Genomic DNA, 19241 nt, shown 5'->3' with positions numbered 1-19241 from the left:
GCCCCGTGTTTTTGCTCGAAGCTGGAGTTGCCGGCGCGCCGGCGGACCTGGTGTTTTCCGCCAGCGATCTGGTGGCTGCCAGCGAGTGTGAGTACCGCACGCTCCGGATCCTGGACGAAAAACTGGGCCGCTCGCCCAAGGCCGAATTTGAAGCCGACGAGATGCAGGTCCGCGCCGGCGAACTGGGTGACAAGCACGAACAGGCGGTCCTGGCCGGCCTGATCGCCAAGTACGGCGAATGGGACGCCAACCGTGGCGCGGGGGTGTACTCGCTGGAGCGCGGGCAGAACCTGCGCGGGGAGCTCCAGGCCAAGCATGCTGAAACCCAGCTCGCCCTGCGCTCCGGTGCCGACGTCGTTTTCCAGGCCACGTTCTTCGACGGCGAATTCCTGGGCTACGCGGACTTCCTCGTCAACGAGGGCGCCGGAACGGGCAGTCTCCGGCGTTACGAAGTCTGGGATACCAAGCTGGCCCGGCACGCCAAAGTGGGTGCCCTCCTGCAACTCGCCGCGTACGGGGACCAGCTCCTCGGGATGGGCCTGGAACCCTCCCCCACCGTGACCCTGGTGCTCGGAACCCGTATAGCTGACGACTGGCTCCGCAGCAGCCACTCCCTTCCGGACCTGCTGCCTGTTTTCCGCGAACGACGGCGGCGCTTCCGCCAGCTGACAGCGGAGCACCGGGCGGCTGATACCGCCGTCCGTTGGCAGCAGCCAGGCATCGTCCACTGCGGCCGCTGCGACTACTGCGTGGAACAGGTGCACGAGCACCGGGACCTGCTGATGGTGGCCGGGATGTCCGTGGTGCAGCGCAGGAAACTGCGCGCTGCCGGCATCACCACCATCGACCAGCTCGCAGCCATGCCTGCAGAAGACGCCCGAAACTCGGTGGTCCGGCTCCGGGCGCAGGCGCGGATGCAGCTGGGTTTGGATGCAGCCGCCGGATCCAGGACGTTCACCAAAGACGGCCGGCCGCACACGGTTTCCTTCACGGTCCTGCCGGAGAACAGCATTGGGGCGCTCCCGGTACCGAGTCCGGGTGACATCTTCTTCGACTTCGAAGGCGATCCACTCTGGCAGGACCCGGCCACAGGGGCATGGGGTATCGAGTACCTGTTCGGGGTAATCGAGGCACCTGTTGCCGGCGCTGCCGGCGATCCCGTTTTCCGCCCCTTCTGGGCGCACTCCCGCTCGGAAGAACGCCGGGCCTTCCTCGAATTCCTGGACTACGTGGAGCAGCGCCGGGCCCGCTATCCGGACATGCACGTCTACCACTACGCTCCCTACGAAAAGACGGCCCTGCGGAACCTTTCCCTCGCGCACCAGGCCGGTGAGGACACCGTGGACACCTGGCTCCGCCAAGGCCTGCTCGTGGACCTCTACGCCACGGTCCGGCAATCCCTGCGCATTTCCGAAGCGTCGTACTCCATCAAGAAGATCGAACCGCTGTACATGGGAGACAACCTCCGCTCCGGGGACGTCAAGGACGCCGGCGCCTCCGTGGTCGCCTACGCCGCGTACTGCGCGGCCCGGGATGCGGAGAACGAGGCGGAGGCGGCGACGATCCTGGCGTCCATCTCGGACTACAACCGGTACGACTGCCTCTCCACACTTCGTTTGCGGGACTGGCTGCTGGAGATCGCCGGGCCAGCCGGGACGGCACCTGCCGAAGCGGTTGTCCCGGGAGCGCGGGCAGGATTGTCCACCGTGGCTGAATCGGATGAACGCCCGGGAGTGCCAGGCGAGACTGCCGGGACTCCTGAAACTCCCGAGGAGCGCCGGTTGCGCGAATACCTGGCGGGCCTGCCGGACAGCCGCCCCTGGACTGATGACGAACGCGCCATCGCCATGGTCGCCGCGGCCACCGGCTACCACCGGCGCGAACGCAAGCAGTTCTGGTGGCAGCACTTCGACCGGGTGGAAGCACCTATCGAGAACTGGTCGGAGCAACGGAACGTTTTTGTCGTCTCTTCGGCCGAAGTTACCTCGGAATGGGCGCTGACCAAGCCGCGGGAACGCATGCGGACCCGTGTCCTTCGGCTTGAGGGCACCATGACGGAGGGGTCCGATTTCCGGGCCGACTCCAGCTGGTGCCGGCTCTACGATGCTCCTCCCCCGGAAGGCATGGCAGATCCCGCTGCCGCTCCGGGCGCCAGGGCGTTCACGTTCGGAACCAGGATCAGCGAGATCAGCCCCGCGCCGGACAATCCCGAACTCACCGTCATCACCATCGCCGAGCGCGAGTCCAGGAAAGTCGCAGCCTACCCGCATCTCCCTGTTGCGCTCACTGAGGACCAGCCCCTCGCTACCTCCAGCATTGAAGCCGCTATCGCCGAAATTGCCGCCAGCGTCGGAGCATCCGTGCCCTCGCTGCCGGCACAGCCGGGACTGGACATCCTGCGCAAACAGCCCCCGCGCTTCCGGATCCTCCGGCAGCCCGTGGACGTCCCGCACTGCCCTGACGGTTCTGCCGATTACGCCGCGGCGATCACTGCGTCTGTCCGCGACCTCGACTGCTCCTACCTCGCTGTCCAGGGCCCTCCCGGCACCGGTAAGACCTACGTCGGTGCCCACGTGATCGGGCGGCTGGTCTCTGAAGGCTGGAAGGTCGGCGTTGTGGGCCAGTCGCACAACGTGGTCGAGAACCTGGTCTGCTGCGCTATTGCCACCGGTGGGGTGGATCCGAGTGTCGTGGCGAAGAAGCTCGCGTCACCGCACGACGTCCCTTGGAAGTCGACAGCTGAGGGGGATGTCAGCAGGTTGTTGGCTTCTCCCCGCGGCTGCCTGGTGGGTGGCACCGCCTGGACCATGACGGGCAAGGAGGTCCCGGCCGGCTCGCTGGACCTGCTGGTCATCGACGAGGCCGGGCAGTTCTCGCTGGCCAACACACTGGCTGTTTCCCGTGCGGCCAAGCGGCTCCTCCTGCTCGGTGATCCCCAGCAACTGCCGCAGGTCACACAGGGCGCACACCCGGAGCCCGTGGACGAATCAGCGTTGGGGTGGCTTGCCGCGGGTCATGCCACGCTGCCGGCCAACCTCGGCTACTTCCTGGCGGACAGCTGGCGAATGCAACCGGAACTGTGCCGCGCCGTCTCACAGCTAAGCTACGAGGGAAAGCTCCACGCTGCACCGGCGGCCTCGCTGCGCCAGCTGGAACAACTGCCGCCAGGGGTGGAAACAGTCTTCGTCAACCACAGCGGCAACGCCACGGCGTCCAAGGAGGAAGCCGCCGAGGTGGTTCGCCAGGTGCGGCGCCACCTGGGGCTGAAGTGGACGCCGGGCGGGGACAGCGGGTCCCGTCCGCTGGGGCAGGAAGACCTGCTGGTAGTGGCCGCATACAACGCCCAGGTCCACCTCATCCGGAAAGCCCTCGAGGAGGACGGCCTGCCCGACGTACGCGTAGGCACCGTGGACAAGTTCCAGGGCCAGGAGGCACCGGTGGTGCTTGTCTCGATGGCCTGCTCTGCGGTCAGCGAGGCACCCCGCGGTGCTGAGTTCCTGCTGAACAGGAACCGGATCAACGTGGCGGTCTCGCGCGGCCAGTGGCGGGCGGTGATCATCCGCTCTCCCGACCTCACCAGCTACATGCCGCATCGGCCCTCAGCCTTGGAGGAGTTGGGCGCCTTCATTGGGCTTAGCCCGAGGGAGTGAAGCGGTCCGGCATAAACAGGCGAAGTCAGCGTGCGTTGAAGCCGCGGAAGGTGCCCTTAGCTTCGGAAATGTTGTCCTCCACCCGTTCCACCCGCCCGGGTGTTCGGTTTGAGTTCAGCCATTCCCGGAGTTCGTGGACCTTCCACTGCGGCCCTTCAGCCACCAAGGCAACCGAACCGTCGTCGAGGTTTTTCACCTCGCCGCTGAGGCCCAGCTCTTCCGCCTTGCCCATCGTCCAGAAGCGGAATCCCACCCCCTGCACCACGCCAAAAACACGGGCAGTCAACCGGACCGAATCCGTGTCAGACGAATCAGGCACCCCTGATGATGGACCTGCGTGCCTCGCCATGGTGCCTCCCCTCCGTCCAGCGTTGTCCCCGCCCAACCAGCTCGCATTTAAAGCTCCAAAAACGGCTTTTCAGGGCCTTAAATGCGACCCGGTTGGGCAAGGGGCGCGGCTAGTTGATGGTGATGTCGCGGGTGCTGTGGTTATAGCGGATGGTGACCCTGCCACCGTCGTGGTACAGCTCGTGGTTGGGACCATCGAAGGTGCCGAACGCACCGTAGTTTTCGTCCCAGGACCGGTTCAGGGCGATCTTGAAGGTGTAGTGACCGGCCGGAAGTTCCACGCTCTTCTTCCAGAGCTGGTCCAGGAAGTCGAACTCCATCTGCGCTTCATCGTACTGCGGCGCCCAGTTCTCGGGTGCACCAAGAATGGTGTTGAAGTCGCCCGCAACAGCCACTGCCTCCGGCTGCGGGTGCGTCTCAACGTCCGGACCCTCAAACGGCTCGGCAGCAGCGGTCTCATCCGTATTGGCCGGAGCCTTGCCCTTGCGCACTGCCTTCACCACCGGTTCGACAGCATCCTCGATCACCTTGGCAGCCTTGCCCACGGCCGCAGCGGCCTTCTTGGCAGGAGTCTTCCTGGTGGTCTTCTTGGCCTCCGCCTTGGCCGCTGCGGGCGCCGCGGTTTCAGGAACGGCGGTGGTCTTGCGGACGAACCCTGCGGGAGCCGTAGGAACCGGAGTGTCGGCAGGGACCGGGGTGCCGGCGTCGAGCGCGGCGGCGAAGGACACAGTGTCCGGGTAGGCAACCGTGGCGCGCATGCCGTCCTCGGTGATGGTCCAGCCGGAGCGGCCCTTGACCAGCCAGCCTGCCTTGGCCAGCTTGGCCGTGGCGGAAGTCAGCGTCTTGTGCCCGCGGGGAATCCCGCCGCTGAGCAGTTCGGCCTCGTGCTCGTTGAACGGCACGCGTGCCGTAGCCTCCGCGAGGACCTGCCCCGCGTTCAGTGCATCACCGGACCACACGCCTTCGGTCAGGACATCCAGCACGGTCTTGAGTCGAAGGAAGGTGTTTTCTGCGGTGGACTTGGCCATGGTTCCCCTTTTATAAAAGCGATCGGTCTTAGGCATCATGCCAACTGCCCGTTACATCGCGCGACTTAAATTGGTTAACTCTGCGTGTCGTGACCGACTATGAAGCGGGCTTTCCGACAAGTGAGTCTGGAGTATCGGGTGTAGGGCCGGCTGCATAACGCTGGAGTGCTTTCACAGCTACCGCCCTGCACCCCTCCGGACACGCCTGCGGCACCAAGTTTAGCTGCTTGTTGGCCCGGTTGTTGCCTGGGACACAGCTGGCGTCACCGAACCGCGTCGAGGCCGTTCAGTTCGGCCAGCAGTTCTGCCTTCCGCTCCTCGGATGCGAACGACGAATGAATGGAGTTGGCGGCGAGCCGGGCTTTGTCGAAATCGGAGAGTTCGAACACGGCCTCGAGCTGGCTGAAGTTGTCGTCCACGTAGCCGCCGAAGTACGCCGGGTCATCCGAATTGACGGAGACGTTCAGGCCCGCCGCGAGCATCGCGGGCAGTGGGTGGTCCGCAAGGGTGTCCACCGCGCGCAGCCGGACATTCGACAACGGGCAGACGGTCAGCGGGATCCGGGCGTCCACCAGCCGTTCCACCAAAGCAGGATCTTCCATACAGCGGATGCCATGGTCGATCCGCTCCACCCCCAGGATGTCCAGCGCTTCAAGGATGTACGATGGCGGTCCCTCCTCCCCCGCGTGCGCGGTCAAGCGCAGGCCCGCTTCGCGGGCTTTGGCGAAGAGCCGCTCGAACTTCGACGGCGGATTGCCCACCTCCGCCGAGTCTAAGCCCACCGCTCCGAGTGGTGCGTTCATTGCCAGCAGGCCGTCGAAGACCTCCAACGCAGACTCCTCGGAAAGATCACGCAGGAAAGCTGCGATCAGCATGGTGGACATCCCAAAGTCTTCCTGGGACGTGGCCAGGACGGAGGCGACGCCATTGACGCAGGTCTCCAAAGGGATACCGCGCGAGGTGTGAGCCTGCGGATCCAGCATGATTTCGGCGTGCCGGACGCCGGCAGCAGCTGCTCGCTCCAGGTAGGCATACGTCATGTCCGCAAAGTCTTCCTCTGTCTGCAACACGGCCATGTTGGCGTAGTACAGGTCGAGGAAGGACTGCAGGTCGGTGAACTCGTACCGCGCCCGCAGCTCATCCAGCCCGGAATACGGCAGTGTGATGCCGTTGCGCTCGGCCAGTGCAAAGATCAGTTCCGGCTGCAGGGTCCCCTCGATATGAAGGTGCAGTTCGGCCACCGGGAGAGGCTTGGCGGGGACGTCAGGCTCAGCTGCGTCGGGTTCGGTTTCAGGCACGGCAGTACCGCCTGCATAGTTATCCATTCGGTCAGGATAGTGCCCCGGCCGCATTCGCGCCTCGCAGGAAGGACGGCATCCAGCAAACCACCAGCCTCTACCCAGAAAAGATCTCAGTTTGATAACGCCACTGCTATGTCCTAGCGTGAAATGCATGCCCGGACAGCGGGCGACATGAATGCCCGGTGCTGCCTCCACCAGAACTGCCCAGCAGGCAGACACCGAAATTGACCTCTATTCGTCAGGGGCGGGCAGTGGCGCGATGATCTCCGGGGACGGAACCAGCGCTGGTGGCCTTCAGGAGCATCACCACCATGAAAAACACCGGATTCCGTACTGCCGTGCGCCGTGGAGCCACCGTGGCCGCCATTTCCGCCGCAGGGCTCGCACTCTCGGCAACCGCGGCCAACGCCACCACCAGCGGCTCCACCTGGGATGCCCTGGCGCAATGCGAGAGCGGCGGCAACTGGGCCATCAACACCGGCAACGGCTTCAGCGGGGGCCTCCAGTTCAGCCCCAGCACCTGGGCAGCTTACGGCGGCGCAGGTTCGGCCTCAGACGCGAGCCGTGAACAGCAGATTGCGGTCGCCGAGCAGGTCCAGGCAGCACAAGGCTGGGGGGCCTGGCCCTCCTGTGCAGCGCAACTGGGCTTGAGCGGCGGCGCTACCGGCGCAGCACAGCAGAGTGCCCCGGTTCAGAGTGTTCCCGTTCAGGCGGCACCAGTCCAGGCGGCACCAGTCCAGGCTGCCCCGACTCAGAGCGCACCTGTCCAGGCAGCCCCCGTCACGGCTCCGGCTGCCAAGCACGTCACGGCGGTTGCCCTGAGCGGCGAGACCCACACGCTCCAGCCGGGCGACACGTTGAGCATCGTGGCCGAGAAGCTGGGTATCGAGGGCGGCTGGCAGCGCCTTGCCGACGCCAACCTCGACACCATTTCCGACCCGAACCTCGTCTTCGAGGGACAGGTCATCCAGCTTCCCGCGTAAATCACTGCCCGCGGAATAACGGCACGATAGTGAGTGCCTGAGGCCGTCACGGCCTCCCCAAACAGGTCGGCGATAGACAAATTCCGTTGACCAAAAACGACGCCGGCGCGCCCCCAGAAGGGGCGCGCCGGCGTCGTACCTTTGCTGCTGCTGAGGTGCGCCTTAGCTGCTGGCGGGAATCTCGCGAACGATCCGCACCTTCCAGGCAGAGTCGTCGCTCGTGTCCAGCAGGGCTACGGTGCCGTGGGCCAGGTTGAGGGCGACGCGCTTGACCGCCAGGAGCTCCAGGTACAGGTGCTCGTTCATGCGGCCGGGAGTGTCGATCATGTACTTCACGGCGTCGCGGACCTTGCGGTAATTGGCGCTCTTCTCCCGGTGCATGTGCAGCTCCAGAGCCGACTGCTGCTTGAGGCGCGGCTCGTGCCGGTTCAGCAACGTGACCGCAGTGTGCACACCGACGACGAGGGCGAGCGAAACGCCGTAAATCCACCATCCGCTGGAGAGCAGGAACAGTGGAAGATTGCCGATGGCCACGATCGCGATGATCACGCGAAGGGCTGCGATGCGGCGTACCATCCGGGCAACGGTGGCAATGCCGTCGCGGAAACGGTGCTGGTCCTTCCGTGCCGTCTCGGGATCAAGGGTAAATTCGTCAAGGACCAGGATGCCCTTAGCTTCCGGACTCAGCATCTGCCCGTAACGGGGCGCGAAGGAGTGAGGGATTCCGGCGGTTTTGTGAGGTGTTAATGTCATGATTGGGCTTCCAAAATGGTGGGTTGTTGCGGCGATCTTAGTGGCTTCGCCTACCCGCTGTATGCATGAGTCCACGATGTGAACACTTCGGCGAAGGACGTGTGGCGCCGGGCACTGCAATTGGCACATCCGTGAGCTGCCGTCAGACTGAAGGGATGCAAACCTTCCTCCCGTACCCTGATTTCCGGCAGAGCGCCGCCGCCCTGGACACTGCCCGCCTCGGCAAGCAGCGCGTCGAAGCGCTGCAGACACTGCGCGCCCTGGTGATTCCCGGATACGGCTGGCAGACCCACCCGGCGATCCGGATGTGGATGGGTTATGTGCCAGCCCTGACGATGTACGGGCTGGCGATGGTGGACGAATGGACCGGGCGCGGCCACCCGGATAAGACGCGTGAGAACATCACAGAGTTCGCGCCGCAGGCAGCCCACCCCGACTATGCGGCCAAGATTCCGATGCCGCCCTGGTTGGGAGACCCCGACTTCCACCTCAGCCACCGCTCCAAGCTGGTGCGCAAGGAACCCAAGTTCTACACCTCCGTTTTCGCGGACGCGGTACCGGACATGGACTACATCTGGCCGGAACCCAAGCACGAATTCCTGCCCCAGGAACCCGAGGGCGACATTCTGTGGATCCTCCGTTCCCCGCATCACGACGTCGATCCCCAGGCCTTGGACACCGTGGCTCTGCCGCCGGTGCATGGTTTCCCCGCCGCCGCGGCCGTCTCGGACGAGCCGGATGACGGCTACTCCCCTGTCTACATCGACGACGGCTCCCGCCGGCCCTCAAAGCAGCCCCGGAAGGCGCCACCGAAGCCGCAGCTGAAAAAGCCCACCCGCAAGCGCCTGGCGCAGGAGGAAGCCTTCGCTACCCTCCCCGGGAAAACTCCGGTCGCCGTCCCGTTCGAACACGGCCACAAGTTTGCCGTGGGACAGGTGGTGGGCCGGCCCATCACGCTGGAAGACGGCAGGTTCGGCAGGAACTTCACGGTCACGGAGATCATTGACCGGTCGGCCTTCACCTACCCGGCACTCCTGCAGGATCCCCGGGTGTTCTTCCCGGTGGAGGCACCGTAGCCATGACAATCCTCCTGGCCGGATGCGGCGACCTGGGCACCGAGGCGGGTTTGCGGTTCGCCGCCCAGGGGCACCGCGTCGTAGGCTGGCGCCGCTCCCCCGCGCAACTGCCTGCTGTCATTGAAGGCGTGGCGGCTGACCTGAGCGCAGCTAACCTTCCGCCGGTCCCGGCGGACACGATCGCCGTCGTTATAGCCGTCGCTGCCGATTCGCCGTCAGAGGATGCCTACAGGGCCGCGTATGTGCGCGGGGTGACCAATGTCCTGGACGCTTTGGAGCGCGACGGCGTGACGCCGGCCCGGGTCCTCTTTGTCTCCTCCACCGCGGTTTATGGCGACGCCGGAGGGGGCTGGGTGGATGAGGATACTCCACCTGCGCCCGGTGGCTTTTCCGGCAGGATCCTGATGGAGGCGGAGGAGCTGCTCCGAAAGAGGCTCGAGGGAACTCCGACAACTGCTGTGTCCCTTCGGCTGGGCGGAATCTATGGCCCGGGCCGCACCAGGTTGATCGAACAGGTGCGGAGCGGTTCCGCCGTCATTCCCGAGGACATCCGGTACACCAACCGTATCCATCGCGACGACGCCGCGGGGGCCATTGTCCACCTCGCCACCATGACGGCTGCGCCGGCTCCCGCCTACATCGGCGTGGACGATAACCCGGCCGACCTGGGCAGTGTGCTCCGATTCCTGGCCCAGGAAATGGGTCTGGTGGAACCGCCTGTTGGCGAGGCAGGACCGTCGCGCGGCGGCAACAAACGCTGCCGCAATGATTTGCTTCGGAGCACCGGATTTGGCTTCGCTTTTCCGTCCTTCAGTGAAGGGTACCGGGACGTCCTGGCTGGCAACGGCGTCCGCCACCCGTAGGCTGTCCCTTGAACGCAGCGTGACGCGGGATACGTAGGGCAGGAAACATGGATTTTCGGGAAGTTATTGAGGCTGCCGGGCAGTTTGTCGATTTCGCCGGAGTGGCTGTGATGGTGATTGGCGCCCTGGTGTCCGTCCCACTGGCGCTTCGCGGTCATCAGCCGCGGAACCTCCCTGCAGGCACTGGGAAACTCAGCTTCTACCGCTTATACCGCCAGCTCTTGGGCAGGTCCATCTTGCTGGGGCTTGAGCTGTTGGTTGCCGCCGACATCATCCGCACGGTCGCCGTCACGCCGACCTTCGAGACAGTCGGAGTCCTGGCCATCATCGTGCTGATCCGGACGTTCCTCAGTTTTTCCCTTGAGCTCGAAATCACCGGGCGCTGGCCGTGGCAGAAGGAGTCCCGGGAATCCGGCGCTCCTGCGGAGGCACCTGCAGACTAGGAACTCCGGGGGCGGGCACAGGAGGTTTCCTCACTCAGCGGCCGTCCGGACGCCAGTACCGCAGCCCGCCGCTGGTGGCGCCGTCTTGACCGACGTCGACCACGGCGTACGGGAACGCCCCGCGGTCCGCTTGGTCAGGCCCCCGACCGCGGACGTCAGAACACCACGTACCGGTGTTGACGTACCTGGTGGAGCCGGCCTCGAGCGCTGACTCGAGGGCCCGGTGGGTGTGGCCCGAGACGTACCAGGCAACCCCGGAACCATGCGCCTCGAGGGTGCGCGCAACCCGGCCTGCAGCAGCAGGAGTCTCCTCGCTGGCTATGCTGCGCCCGGCGGCCGCGAGCACCATGCGGGTGGCGGTGCGCGGGAGCACTGACACCGTCCGGAACCGGGACAGGCGCGCCAGGTCCCGAACGGCCGCCCCGTCGAGCTCCAGCCGCAGTGACTCGGCCTGCAACAGCTCGCCGTACTCGAGCTCCCGGACCCGGCGTTCCGCCCGTTCAGACGCAAGGCAGGCACGGGCAACGGCACCGGCGCGGCTCAGGCGCGAGTTCGACGGCTGGGCGTGCCACGCGGCGAGCGGTGGCAGGTCCAGCTCGTCGGTACCGCTGACCGCGGTGCGCAGCAGCTCGGGGATCCGGTGCAGCGCGTGGTGCTGGTGCCCGTGCTCCGCCACGAGTACGTGGGGCACGTGCAGGAACCAGGGATGCACCCGGACCTGCGCGGGCTTGACGGGTGACAGCAGCGATGACAGGCGGGCGGCGACCGAGGGCCGGGCCAGCTCCACGTCATGGTTTCCGCAGACGAAGTGCAACTGCACGCCGCGCGCCGCACACGCCTGGAGCGCCTGCAGCGTGTCGGGGTGGCGGGCGAGGATGGACTCCAGCCGGGCCAAGCTCTCGTCTTCGGGGAACCCGACCAACTCAAACGTGTCACCGACAAAGACGACGTGCTGCTGACCGGAGGCTCCAAGCACCTCGCGGTGCAGGAACTCGGGCAGCACCTTGCCGGGGCGTCGCGGGTCCTCGTCCGCCACGCCCAGGTGGAGGTCGCTGAGGAGCCACCACCTGGCTGCGCCACTCACGTGAGCAGTTCCAGCAGACGTGGAAGGAAGAGGAGCAGGCACATCATCCACATGAGGGCAATGGCCCCGCGGCTCACCGCCCGGCCGAAGAACCTCGGGGGTGCGGTCTGCCTGGGGTCTGGTCCGGCGTGTCGAACCTCGAGCGTGACGAGGGTGACGAGCAGGGCGGTAACCACCAGCAGTCCTGCCAGATCGATCATGACGCAGCCTCCTGCCGTGCGCGTGCAATACACGCGAGGATGGTGATGACGCCCATCGAGACGACGCATGCCTGCCACGACCAGACAGCAAGGTAGAACATCGCCGTGGACACCGCGGTGAGGGTGGCGAGGCCAAGCGCCAGGACGAGCAGCGCGGCGAGCGCGAGGTCGGTAACGGGCGTGAGCCGGGCCAGCGCCTGCCCCGGGAGCAGGATGAGGACAGCTGCCGCGGCGACCGCCTGCAGCGGTGTCGGCAGCCCCACAAGCGTTAGGAGCACCAGCGCGGCGGCGGCGAGGCCGAGCGCCATGGTGGGCCGCTTGACGATACTCATGGCACTCATGGCGCCACCCGATACACACGTGCGTCAACATTGTTGAACACGAGCTCCACACGGTCCTGCATGCTTAACCACTCCTCCAGCTCGGTAAACTCGCCCGCACCGTTGTCGCCCTGGAGCACGACACTCGCCTCCGACGAGCGCATGAAGATCATGTGGGCGCCGGCGGGGTTTTGCAGGGCGTAGTTGTAGACGATCGGACCGCACGTCTCAGCCGACAGGTTCTCCCGGCACAGGTCGTCCATTGTCCGGTAACGGTGTTCGAGGTAGGACTCGCTGCGCCATGGCGTCGGGTGGGCAGCCGAGATGATCGACGAGCTCCGGGGCGCCAGTTGCTCCGCTGCGGCAACCGCGTCAATCTCGTTGTCGGTGAAGACGTCATACTGGGCGTTTCCGAACCGGCCGGTCACGGTCAACACGGCCAGCAGGAAGCAGGTGATGACCAGGCCTCCCACGGCGCGGCTTGACGGGCGTTTGCTGCCGTCGCCGGGCAGCAGCACCGAGCAGGCCAGCAGGGCTATGAAGGGCAGTGCGAACAGCGAGACGCGGATGAGCATTTCACCGCCGTACGCCTGTGCGGGGAAGAGCAGCAATGGGGTGACGGCGAGGAGGACCACCCGGAGGTCGAGGCGCCTTCTGCGCCAGTCGCGCACCGCCCCGACAGTGGCGAGCGCCCACAGCAGGACGGTGAGGCCGACCCGGAGTTGCACCACGAGCAGGTGGCCAGGGGTCCCGCTCACGCGCTCGGCCACGTTGGCCTCGGCCGCAATCTGCAGTCCTGCGTCCTGCAGGAGCGGGTGCCCGGCGAGGTAAATACTCGCTGGGTAGACGAGCCAGAGCATCAGCACAAGACCGGCGATCAGGGGCAGTCTGCTGGGCCATACACGTCCGCTCAGGGTGAGGACGGTAATGACAATGAGCAAAATAAATGGCGTCAACTGATGGCTCGCGGTCATGACCGTAATGAGCAAGAGGGTCACGACGAGAGCGGCCAGCCGGTATGCCGGTCGGGGGTCGGCTGGCGTCCGTCCCCGCCACCACTCCGCCAGGTCCGAACGCCGGAAGCCGTGAAGCTTACCGGACCGCGCGGCCAACGGACCGAGGAGCATCGCAAGCACAACGAGATACAGGAAGAAGCCGAATGCCTGGGGAGACAGGTAGTCCTGGTCCTGCCAGTTGCCAAGGCAGAAGATCCAGAGCACGAGCCAGCGCCGTCGCGGATCCCGGGTCAGGTAACCGGTGAGCACGGCCACGGCAACGAGCCACAGACTCACGTTGAGCACTGGAGCCCACAGGGCAAGGGTGACAGGGTCGAGACCGGTCGCGCCGAGCACCGTTGCCAGGAGGGCGAAGAAACCCGGCCAGTTGAAGTAGGCGTCGATGTTCGGATCGATCCGCTGCATGTCCGAGAGGGCGTCGGCGATGCCGAGATGCCGGAAGGCGACCTCACCCCGCGGTACCTCTGTGACGAAGGCTGCGGTCCCGAAGAGCACGAGGACCAGCACAACGACGAGCCACATCATCACCGGGCGGCGCGCCGGGCCCGCCGCGTCCCCCCGTAGGGCCACGAAGAAGGCGGCGTTCAGAAGCAGGACCCCCATCCAGAACGGGTAGGGCAGGACGCCGACGAGCCCGATGTCGCTGTTGACGGGCACGGCCACTGTGGAAGCGGCCCCCGCGGCAAGCGCTAGCGACACGACTCCCGCGAGTGCGCACCACACGTCACGGGGCTTCCAGCGCCGGTCCAGGCGGCTGGGCGTATCAAGCGTGCTGGTCATAATACCTCCTGTTTGACGCGCCGGAGGATTGCGACCAGCCGAAGGCCGACCGCCAGGGCTCCGATGGAGAGCACCACCAGCCAGTTAAGGGCCATGGCGCTGGCGCCCTGTTCGGCGGCGGAGAGTGCTGAAACGCAGAGGGCGACGGCGAGCACCACGCCGACCACGATGGCTTCCGCGTAGCGACCGCGGGCCCGGCACACGGCGTTGTAGGCCTGCAGCACCGCATAGGCCACCACGCCGGCCGCCAACCACTGCAGAGCGCCTGCTGACGCTTCGGCGTACTGATCCCCCAGCAGGTGGAGCAGAGGGCGGGCGAAGACGATGAGGACGGCGGCACCCAGACCTCCTATGGCGAGAGACCACCGGAGAGTCGCCCAAGTGACCGACACGAGGCGGCCAGGCTCCCGGACACCCTCCGAGAACTGAACGATGCCCATCAACATCGGAGCAGTGTAGGCTGCCCAGGCCATCATCCAGGCGGGATACCAGTAGGCAGCAGCCTCCGGCGATACCATGTGCGCGAGCAGGAGCGGCAGCACCAGCCCGGGGGCGCGCTCGGTGAGGGTGAGGAGCTGGTTCGGAATTCCCAGCATCAGCAGCGGACGGCCGCCCGCCAGGCGCAAGGATGGCCGCGGCCGGTAGCCGACAAGTCTTCGCAACTGGACCACACCCACGATGCACGTCAAGGCGGTCCCGAGAGTCCAGCAGGCCATCAGCAAGTCCGCCGCGGCGGGGTGCGCCTGCCACGCCACGAGTGCTGCGGCCCCGAGTGAAACCCCGCCGCCCAACGTGTACCTCAAGGTCGCGCTGGCACCGCGTCCCAGTGCCACGAGCGCCTGGTCCAGAACGGTGCCCAGTGTCCCGGTGACCGCGGCCACGAGGAACATGAGCCAGAAGAGAACCGATACCGAGGCCGTGTCCGGGGCCACGGTCAGCTGCAGCACGAGGTACCCGAGGGCCAGCACGGTGCTGGCTAACGCCACGATTCCAAACGCCGCGTCCAGCACCCGCGCTGGCGGTTCGCCCCGCCCCACCGAAACGATCACGGCCGACCCTGCGCCCAGCACCGCGAGCTGCGCGCAGATCAACACCGCCGAGACCGCGGCCGTGGTGAGCCCGACCTCACGGTCGGACGCCGCGTGCGCGGCCACGACCCAGAAGGCGAAACCCGAGCCGGTCTGGGCGCCCTTGGCCAGGATGAGGCCGAGTGAGCTGCGCAGTGCGGAGTGCCGGACGGGCGAGGCGTCGACGGCCGGGTCCCCCCTCACAGTACTCACGACCCGAAACCCTTGACCAAACCCGCGTAGTTGTACCAGCAGAAGGCGACATAGTAGCGCAACCACCGGGGCTGGCCAGCCGCGAGGCTCAAGGCGCTGCCCCGGACTGCCGCGGCGGCTGGCAGCAGCGCCAACCTCGCACCGCGCCAGCCGTGTTTGCGGATCATCCGTCCCAGTCCCGTTCCATCCATGAGGAACTGGTCGAGCGCGAAGTCAAAGTCGTCCGCTGCGAAACGATGTTCGACGACGGTCCGGTGCGACACCCCCGTTCGCATCCCCGAATTCCGCATCCGCCAGCGCAGTTCGATGTCCTCCCCCGATTTGAACGTGTCGTCGAAGCCCACGCCCAGCATCAGGTCCCGGTTGACGATCGTCGCCACGAGCCCGAACCAGTTGCGGCTGCGGCCGGTGCGATGGTGATTTGCGAGCGCCTGGCCCCAGTAGCCCGGGCCGGCGACACTCTCCAGACCGGCCTGGAGGGCGTCGTAGCCGTCCTCCACCAGCTCAGTGAGCAGCTGGGCGACCCCCTCGGGCCCGAACACGACGTCTGAGTCGACGAGCAGGACCCAACGGGTAGTGCTGCTTTGCACCCCCAGCGTTCGGGCCCATGGCAGGCCGCGGCCCTCATCACTCAGGACCCGGGCACCGGCCGCGAGGGCGAGGTCGACGGTGCGGTCTGTGGACAATCCGTCCACCACTATGATCTCGGCCACACCGGACTGACGCAGGGCCTCCAGACAGCGCGGGAGCATATCCTCCGCGTTGCGGGCCGGAACGACGGCGGTAACTTCGGCAGGACTGTGGCTCATTGTGTCCCACCCCCCTCAGGCCTGGTCATCGAGGACTGACGGCAGCAGTTCCTCAAGATGCCGGACGATGTCATCCGACGCCTCGTCCGCCGAGTACGCGGACGGCACCTGCAGCAGGTGGCAGGGGCGTCCGTCGAGCGCTTTGCTCAGTACGAGCCCCTTGGCCGCGAAGTGCTCCCGCCACGGGACGACCGACGTGGCCGCCAGGCCGGTGACAACCTGCTGCGAGAAGCCCGCCATCTCGATGTGGAAGTTTCCGATCATGCGGTCGACCATCCAATCCTTGGTCCGCTCGACAATCCGGGTCCTCGTACCCTCGAAGCGCTCAACATAGATGGCGGCCGCGAGCGGGGCCGTGGTGGTCACTTCCTGCCCGGGGAACGCGGTGCCCGCGTCAACCATGCGGTGCTCGGGCGACCAGCGGCGGGAGAAGTCCGCGAGCCGCGGATAACGGATGACGTACGGGTGCACCAGCGTGGTGAGACGGCCGACGCTCTGCGAGAACCGTGGGGGGACGAGGGGCTTGCGGACACCTTCGAACAGGTGCGGGTAGATGGCCCGGTGGTGCGGCTTGATGAACATCGGCTTCGCATAGCCGAGCAACGTGGCATCCTCGGCAAGAAAGGCCCAGTCATCACCCATGAACGACCACCCCTCACGCCGCATCAGCTTGGCGGCGGTGCTCGTCTTACCGGTTCCTCCGGCCGCCGGAAGGGCGATCGCGTGGCCCCGGTAGGCCATCGTTGCCGCATGGATCATGGCAGCTCCTCGAGCGATCATGGCGGCATCGAGAACCGGGACCACCGAGGTCAACAGCTCGCCCGATCCGTGGACGCGCCATTGCTCTGCGTCCCTCACGATTTGGACCCGGTCGGCATTAAAGCGCACGCTGTTCTCCGTGTACGCCAGCTCGTGCTCGAGCAGACCCGCATCCGGCATTGCCTCCGGCCGGTCATCGACGATGATATCGGCTGGCCGTTCGGCATCGGTGGCGAAGCAGCCCAACATGGTCCGGAGCTGGTGCGCTGCCGGTGCCTGTGCGTCTACGCGGATCGAGAGGCGGCCGTGGATGTCGAAGTGAAGTGCCTTGGTTTGCCTGGTGCTCATGATCGTCCCCTGTCTGAGTGTTCTCGGTCGTATGGTGCTGCTGCTGTGGACGGTGTCGTCCGGGTTGGCCGTATCGACGCTGTCCGCGGTGGCGTCGCGGTGGTGGTGAGTGGGTCGGTGGCGACGCAACCATGCAGGTGTCTGCCCGTGACGATCCCAGGCCCCAAACTCCCGGTCACTTCACTTCCCGCCACGGACTGACTCCGGCCAGGGCCGGGTGGTTCAGGGGCCGTCCAGGCACACGCGCAAGCTGACGCCCACGGATGTAGCCTGCCGCCGTACATGCCACGACCGCCACTAAGGCAGCCGCGCGGCCAAGTCCATCAGGATCGCCACGCCTCCAGTCATTCATGCCCGAAAAGACGGCCCGCGGGATGATACTGCGGACGTACCGGCGTTCCGGACCGAGGGCCCGCTTGTGCCCGACGACCTGACTGACTTGGGCCTTCGAAATCCCTTCAGACCAGGACCTTGAGAGCATGTAGCGGATCGTTCCCCTGCTTGCAGGCACATGATGGCGGACCAGCGCGGCAGGTTCGTAAACAATCCGACACCAGGGGGCGCCCATCTTTGACCGGATGCAGATCTCGGTTTCCTCGCAGCCCAAGGGGGTGGAACCCTGACGGCCCAAGGAGATGTTGAAACCGCCCACCGTGCGTATAACGTCAAGCCGGAATGACATGTTGGCACCGATCACGTTCCTGACTTCGGATGCAACCCGTGGCAAGCCCCGATGGCTGCAGCCAACGATCCAGTCGAGCTCTTCAGCGAAGTAACCGGGACGCCCCGCCGCCCACACAGGTTCCACCCGACCCCCCACTCCGAGCACTTCAGAATCGTCATAGAGCGCCGTAAGGCGTTCAAGCCAGTCCGGCGCGGCTTCAGCATCATCATCGAGAAAGGCGACAACTTCTGAGTCCGCCAGCCCCACTCCAGTGTTGCGTGCCCCCGAGAGTCCGCGCGGGCCCGTGTTCTTGACGACGGTGACGTCAACTGCGGTCTTGGCCAACCGCTCGTAAAGTTCCTCGTTGTGGTCAATGACCACGATTACTTCTTTAGGTGCGCAGGTTTGCGTGCGGAGGGACTCGATGACGCCCAGCAGCAAGCCCCAGCGCTCAGATGTGTAGGCGCATACGATCACGGTCACACTTGGGGAAGGAACATACGTCATGTCATGCCACGCTTATTACGGGAAGAACGCTTTTCGGATCTGTGGGCGTTCGCGGGAAGCTCACGTTGGCGTAGGCGTACTTCACCCGGCGCAGCGCCTCGGGGCGTGCGCCGGCAGTAGGTGCCTCCCATAAAAGGCACTCATGCGCCATGGTTCCCAGCACTCGCCAGCCGTCCCGGAAAGTCTGGAGATTTGATGCCCCGGAGATGCGGTCCAGTTCCAAGCTGGGGACCTCGGCAATCCGGAGGCCTGCCTTCGCAGCCCTGACGATCAGTTCCGTCTCAATTTCAAACCCATCGGATTCGAGCTGCAGAATTTCCAGGCACTCCCGCCGGAAAGCGATGTAGCCATAGCACAGGTCCGAGTAGTTGCTGTGCAGAACCGTGTTGGCCAACCCGGTGAGCGCCCGGTTTCCCGTACGCCGCAGCCACGTCAGGTCCTCGGACCCCCCTCCTGTGACGTATCGGGAACCTTTGACGAAGTCATAGTCATGCTGGAGTGGAGAAACGAACCAGCCAATTTCCTGGGGATCCATGCTTCCATCGGCGTCCAGCATGACGATGATGTCGCCCGTTGCTGCGGCAAATCCTGACCGTAGCGCGACACCCTTGCCCTTGCGCTGCTCGTTCACCACCACGATGTCCCTGCGGATTGCCCGCGCCACGCCAACTGTATTGTCCGTGGAACGGCCATCAACAATCACCACCTCGTCCACGTATGCAGGCATACGCCGGAGGACCCACGGGACGTTTTTGGCCTCGTTTAGAGTTGGGATTACGACGCTTATGGAGGCCCTCTCCGGTGCTGCCGCCAGCTTGGAGAATGAAATTGGGGGCTGAATGGAAATAGACAAAATGCCTCACCGCTTCATGCGTGTGTATGGTCGATTGTGGCCTGGGGACTAATTCGGTGAATTGAGCGTATGGTAGGCCCGGCTATGTAAACATCAGTAGTGAGTACTTGCTTTTATATCCCGTGCTACGTGGGGAATTTCCCTTGCTGCCAGAACTAGGGGTGGAGGGAAAACGC

At 65.6% G+C, this 19241-nt stretch carries 18 protein-coding genes; 5 read left to right on the top strand and 13 right to left on the bottom strand.

The window, feature by feature from the left end:
* The first annotated feature begins 5 nt into the window (after positions 1 to 5).
* On the top strand, positions 6 to 3650 hold the full coding sequence (locus tag FBY31_RS18345; RefSeq protein ID WP_142043927.1) for a TM0106 family RecB-like putative nuclease: 3645 nt from the start codon (positions 6 to 8) through the stop codon (positions 3648 to 3650).
* Positions 3651 to 3675: 25 nt separating this feature from the next.
* On the opposite strand, the gene FBY31_RS18340 is transcribed toward FBY31_RS18345, so the two are convergent.
* From FBY31_RS18340 to FBY31_RS18330, 3 genes are all read right to left on the bottom strand, one after another.
* On the bottom strand, positions 3676 to 3999 hold the full coding sequence (locus FBY31_RS18340; RefSeq protein WP_142043925.1) for an acylphosphatase: 324 nt from the start codon (positions 3997 to 3999) through the stop codon (positions 3676 to 3678).
* 109 nt (positions 4000 to 4108) lie between these two features.
* Positions 4109 to 5026: a pullulanase X25 domain-containing protein gene (locus tag FBY31_RS18335; protein ID WP_142043923.1), complete on the bottom strand. Its 918-nt coding sequence runs from the start codon at positions 5024 to 5026 to the stop codon at positions 4109 to 4111.
* 263 nt (positions 5027 to 5289) lie between these two features.
* Positions 5290 to 6351 carry an adenosine deaminase gene (locus tag FBY31_RS18330; RefSeq protein WP_142043921.1) on the bottom strand — a complete coding sequence of 354 codons (1062 nt, stop codon included), beginning with the start codon at positions 6349 to 6351 and terminating at the stop codon, positions 5290 to 5292.
* A gap of 287 nt (positions 6352 to 6638) precedes the next feature.
* Between FBY31_RS18330 and FBY31_RS18325 the strand changes: the two genes are divergently transcribed.
* Positions 6639 to 7310: a LysM peptidoglycan-binding domain-containing protein gene (locus FBY31_RS18325; RefSeq protein ID WP_142043919.1), complete on the top strand. Its 672-nt coding sequence runs from the start codon at positions 6639 to 6641 to the stop codon at positions 7308 to 7310.
* A gap of 162 nt (positions 7311 to 7472) precedes the next feature.
* Here FBY31_RS18325 and FBY31_RS18320 read toward each other — a convergent pair whose 3' ends face one another.
* Positions 7473 to 8063, bottom strand: a complete 591-nt coding sequence (locus FBY31_RS18320; RefSeq protein WP_142043917.1) for a hypothetical protein — start codon at positions 8061 to 8063, stop codon at positions 7473 to 7475.
* Positions 8064 to 8218: 155 nt separating this feature from the next.
* On the opposite strand from FBY31_RS18320, the gene FBY31_RS18315 reads away from it, so the two are divergent.
* From FBY31_RS18315 to FBY31_RS18305, 3 genes are read left to right on the top strand one after another with little or no spacing between them, the layout of a single operon-like run.
* Positions 8219 to 9139: an MSMEG_6728 family protein gene (locus FBY31_RS18315; protein WP_142043915.1), complete on the top strand. Its 921-nt coding sequence runs from the start codon at positions 8219 to 8221 to the stop codon at positions 9137 to 9139.
* A gap of 2 nt (positions 9140 to 9141) precedes the next feature.
* Positions 9142 to 10002 carry an SDR family oxidoreductase gene (locus FBY31_RS18310; protein WP_142043913.1) on the top strand — a complete coding sequence of 287 codons (861 nt, stop codon included), beginning with the start codon at positions 9142 to 9144 and terminating at the stop codon, positions 10000 to 10002.
* A gap of 47 nt (positions 10003 to 10049) precedes the next feature.
* A complete protein-coding gene (locus FBY31_RS18305; RefSeq protein WP_142043911.1) occupies positions 10050 to 10445 on the top strand; it encodes a DUF1622 domain-containing protein in 396 nt (131 codons plus the stop codon).
* Between the two features lie 34 nt (positions 10446 to 10479).
* Here FBY31_RS18305 and FBY31_RS18300 read toward each other — a convergent pair whose 3' ends face one another.
* The 9 genes from FBY31_RS18300 to FBY31_RS18260 form a co-directional block, all read right to left on the bottom strand.
* On the bottom strand, positions 10480 to 11529 hold the full coding sequence (locus FBY31_RS18300) for a metallophosphoesterase family protein (RefSeq protein WP_142043909.1): 1050 nt from the start codon (positions 11527 to 11529) through the stop codon (positions 10480 to 10482).
* Positions 11526 to 11729: a hypothetical protein gene (locus FBY31_RS18295; protein ID WP_142043907.1), complete on the bottom strand. Its 204-nt coding sequence runs from the start codon at positions 11727 to 11729 to the stop codon at positions 11526 to 11528. The genes FBY31_RS18300 and FBY31_RS18295 overlap by 4 nt, the downstream gene beginning before the upstream one ends.
* The gene (locus FBY31_RS18290) at positions 11726 to 12070 is read right to left on the bottom strand and encodes a hypothetical protein (RefSeq protein WP_235013117.1); all 345 of its coding nucleotides are present in this window, start codon (positions 12068 to 12070) and stop codon (positions 11726 to 11728) included. Before FBY31_RS18290 ends, FBY31_RS18295 begins: the two co-directional genes overlap by 4 nt.
* On the bottom strand, positions 12067 to 13845 hold the full coding sequence (locus tag FBY31_RS18285; protein ID WP_142043905.1) for a glycosyltransferase: 1779 nt from the start codon (positions 13843 to 13845) through the stop codon (positions 12067 to 12069). Before FBY31_RS18285 ends, FBY31_RS18290 begins: the two co-directional genes overlap by 4 nt.
* Positions 13842 to 15125 (bottom strand): lipopolysaccharide biosynthesis protein, encoded by a 1284-nt coding sequence (locus FBY31_RS18280; RefSeq protein WP_142043903.1) that lies wholly within the window; start codon positions 15123 to 15125, stop codon positions 13842 to 13844. The genes FBY31_RS18285 and FBY31_RS18280 overlap by 4 nt, the downstream gene beginning before the upstream one ends.
* Positions 15122 to 15934, bottom strand: a complete 813-nt coding sequence (locus FBY31_RS18275) for a glycosyltransferase family 2 protein (RefSeq protein WP_142043901.1) — start codon at positions 15932 to 15934, stop codon at positions 15122 to 15124. The genes FBY31_RS18280 and FBY31_RS18275 overlap by 4 nt, the downstream gene beginning before the upstream one ends.
* A 15-nt stretch (positions 15935 to 15949) precedes the next feature.
* A complete protein-coding gene (locus FBY31_RS18270) occupies positions 15950 to 17041 on the bottom strand; it encodes a hypothetical protein (RefSeq protein ID WP_142043899.1) in 1092 nt (363 codons plus the stop codon).
* Positions 17042 to 17216: 175 nt separating this feature from the next.
* Positions 17217 to 18212 (bottom strand): glycosyltransferase family 2 protein, encoded by a 996-nt coding sequence (locus FBY31_RS18265; RefSeq protein ID WP_142043897.1) that lies wholly within the window; start codon positions 18210 to 18212, stop codon positions 17217 to 17219.
* Position 18213: 1 nt separating this feature from the next.
* The gene (locus FBY31_RS18260; RefSeq protein WP_142043895.1) at positions 18214 to 19065 is read right to left on the bottom strand and encodes a glycosyltransferase family 2 protein; all 852 of its coding nucleotides are present in this window, start codon (positions 19063 to 19065) and stop codon (positions 18214 to 18216) included.
* Positions 19066 to 19241: the final 176 nt, after the last annotated feature.

The organism is Arthrobacter sp. SLBN-100, assembly GCF_006715305.1.
In the GTDB taxonomy this organism is placed as follows: domain Bacteria; phylum Actinomycetota; class Actinomycetes; order Actinomycetales; family Micrococcaceae; genus Arthrobacter.
The sequence above is the reverse complement of the archived record's forward strand: the minus strand, read 5'-3'. Positions and strand labels throughout refer to the sequence as shown.

What these genes read in the sequence shown, in the direction of transcription:
- FBY31_RS18340 (WP_142043925.1), bottom strand. Translation starts at nt 3,999, where the DNA reads ATGGCGAGGCACGCAGGTCCATCATCAGGGGTGCCTGATTCGTCTGAC.
- FBY31_RS18335 (WP_142043923.1), bottom strand. Translation starts at nt 5,026, where the DNA reads ATGGCCAAGTCCACCGCAGAAAACACCTTCCTTCGACTCAAGACCGTG.
- FBY31_RS18330 (WP_142043921.1), bottom strand. Translation starts at nt 6,351, where the DNA reads ATGGATAACTATGCAGGCGGTACTGCCGTGCCTGAAACCGAACCCGAC.
- FBY31_RS18325 (WP_142043919.1), top strand. Translation starts at nt 6,639, where the DNA reads ATGAAAAACACCGGATTCCGTACTGCCGTGCGCCGTGGAGCCACCGTG.
- FBY31_RS18320 (WP_142043917.1), bottom strand. Translation starts at nt 8,063, where the DNA reads ATGACATTAACACCTCACAAAACCGCCGGAATCCCTCACTCCTTCGCG.
- FBY31_RS18315 (WP_142043915.1), top strand. Translation starts at nt 8,219, where the DNA reads ATGCAAACCTTCCTCCCGTACCCTGATTTCCGGCAGAGCGCCGCCGCC.
- FBY31_RS18310 (WP_142043913.1), top strand. Translation starts at nt 9,142, where the DNA reads ATGACAATCCTCCTGGCCGGATGCGGCGACCTGGGCACCGAGGCGGGT.
- FBY31_RS18305 (WP_142043911.1), top strand. Translation starts at nt 10,050, where the DNA reads ATGGATTTTCGGGAAGTTATTGAGGCTGCCGGGCAGTTTGTCGATTTC.
- FBY31_RS18295 (WP_142043907.1), bottom strand. Translation starts at nt 11,729, where the DNA reads ATGATCGATCTGGCAGGACTGCTGGTGGTTACCGCCCTGCTCGTCACC.
- FBY31_RS18290 (WP_235013117.1), bottom strand. Translation starts at nt 12,070, where the DNA reads ATGAGTGCCATGAGTATCGTCAAGCGGCCCACCATGGCGCTCGGCCTC.
- FBY31_RS18285 (WP_142043905.1), bottom strand. Translation starts at nt 13,845, where the DNA reads ATGACCAGCACGCTTGATACGCCCAGCCGCCTGGACCGGCGCTGGAAG.
- FBY31_RS18275 (WP_142043901.1), bottom strand. Translation starts at nt 15,934, where the DNA reads ATGAGCCACAGTCCTGCCGAAGTTACCGCCGTCGTTCCGGCCCGCAAC.
- FBY31_RS18270 (WP_142043899.1), bottom strand. Translation starts at nt 17,041, where the DNA reads ATGAGCACCAGGCAAACCAAGGCACTTCACTTCGACATCCACGGCCGC.
- FBY31_RS18265 (WP_142043897.1), bottom strand. Translation starts at nt 18,212, where the DNA reads ATGACGTATGTTCCTTCCCCAAGTGTGACCGTGATCGTATGCGCCTAC.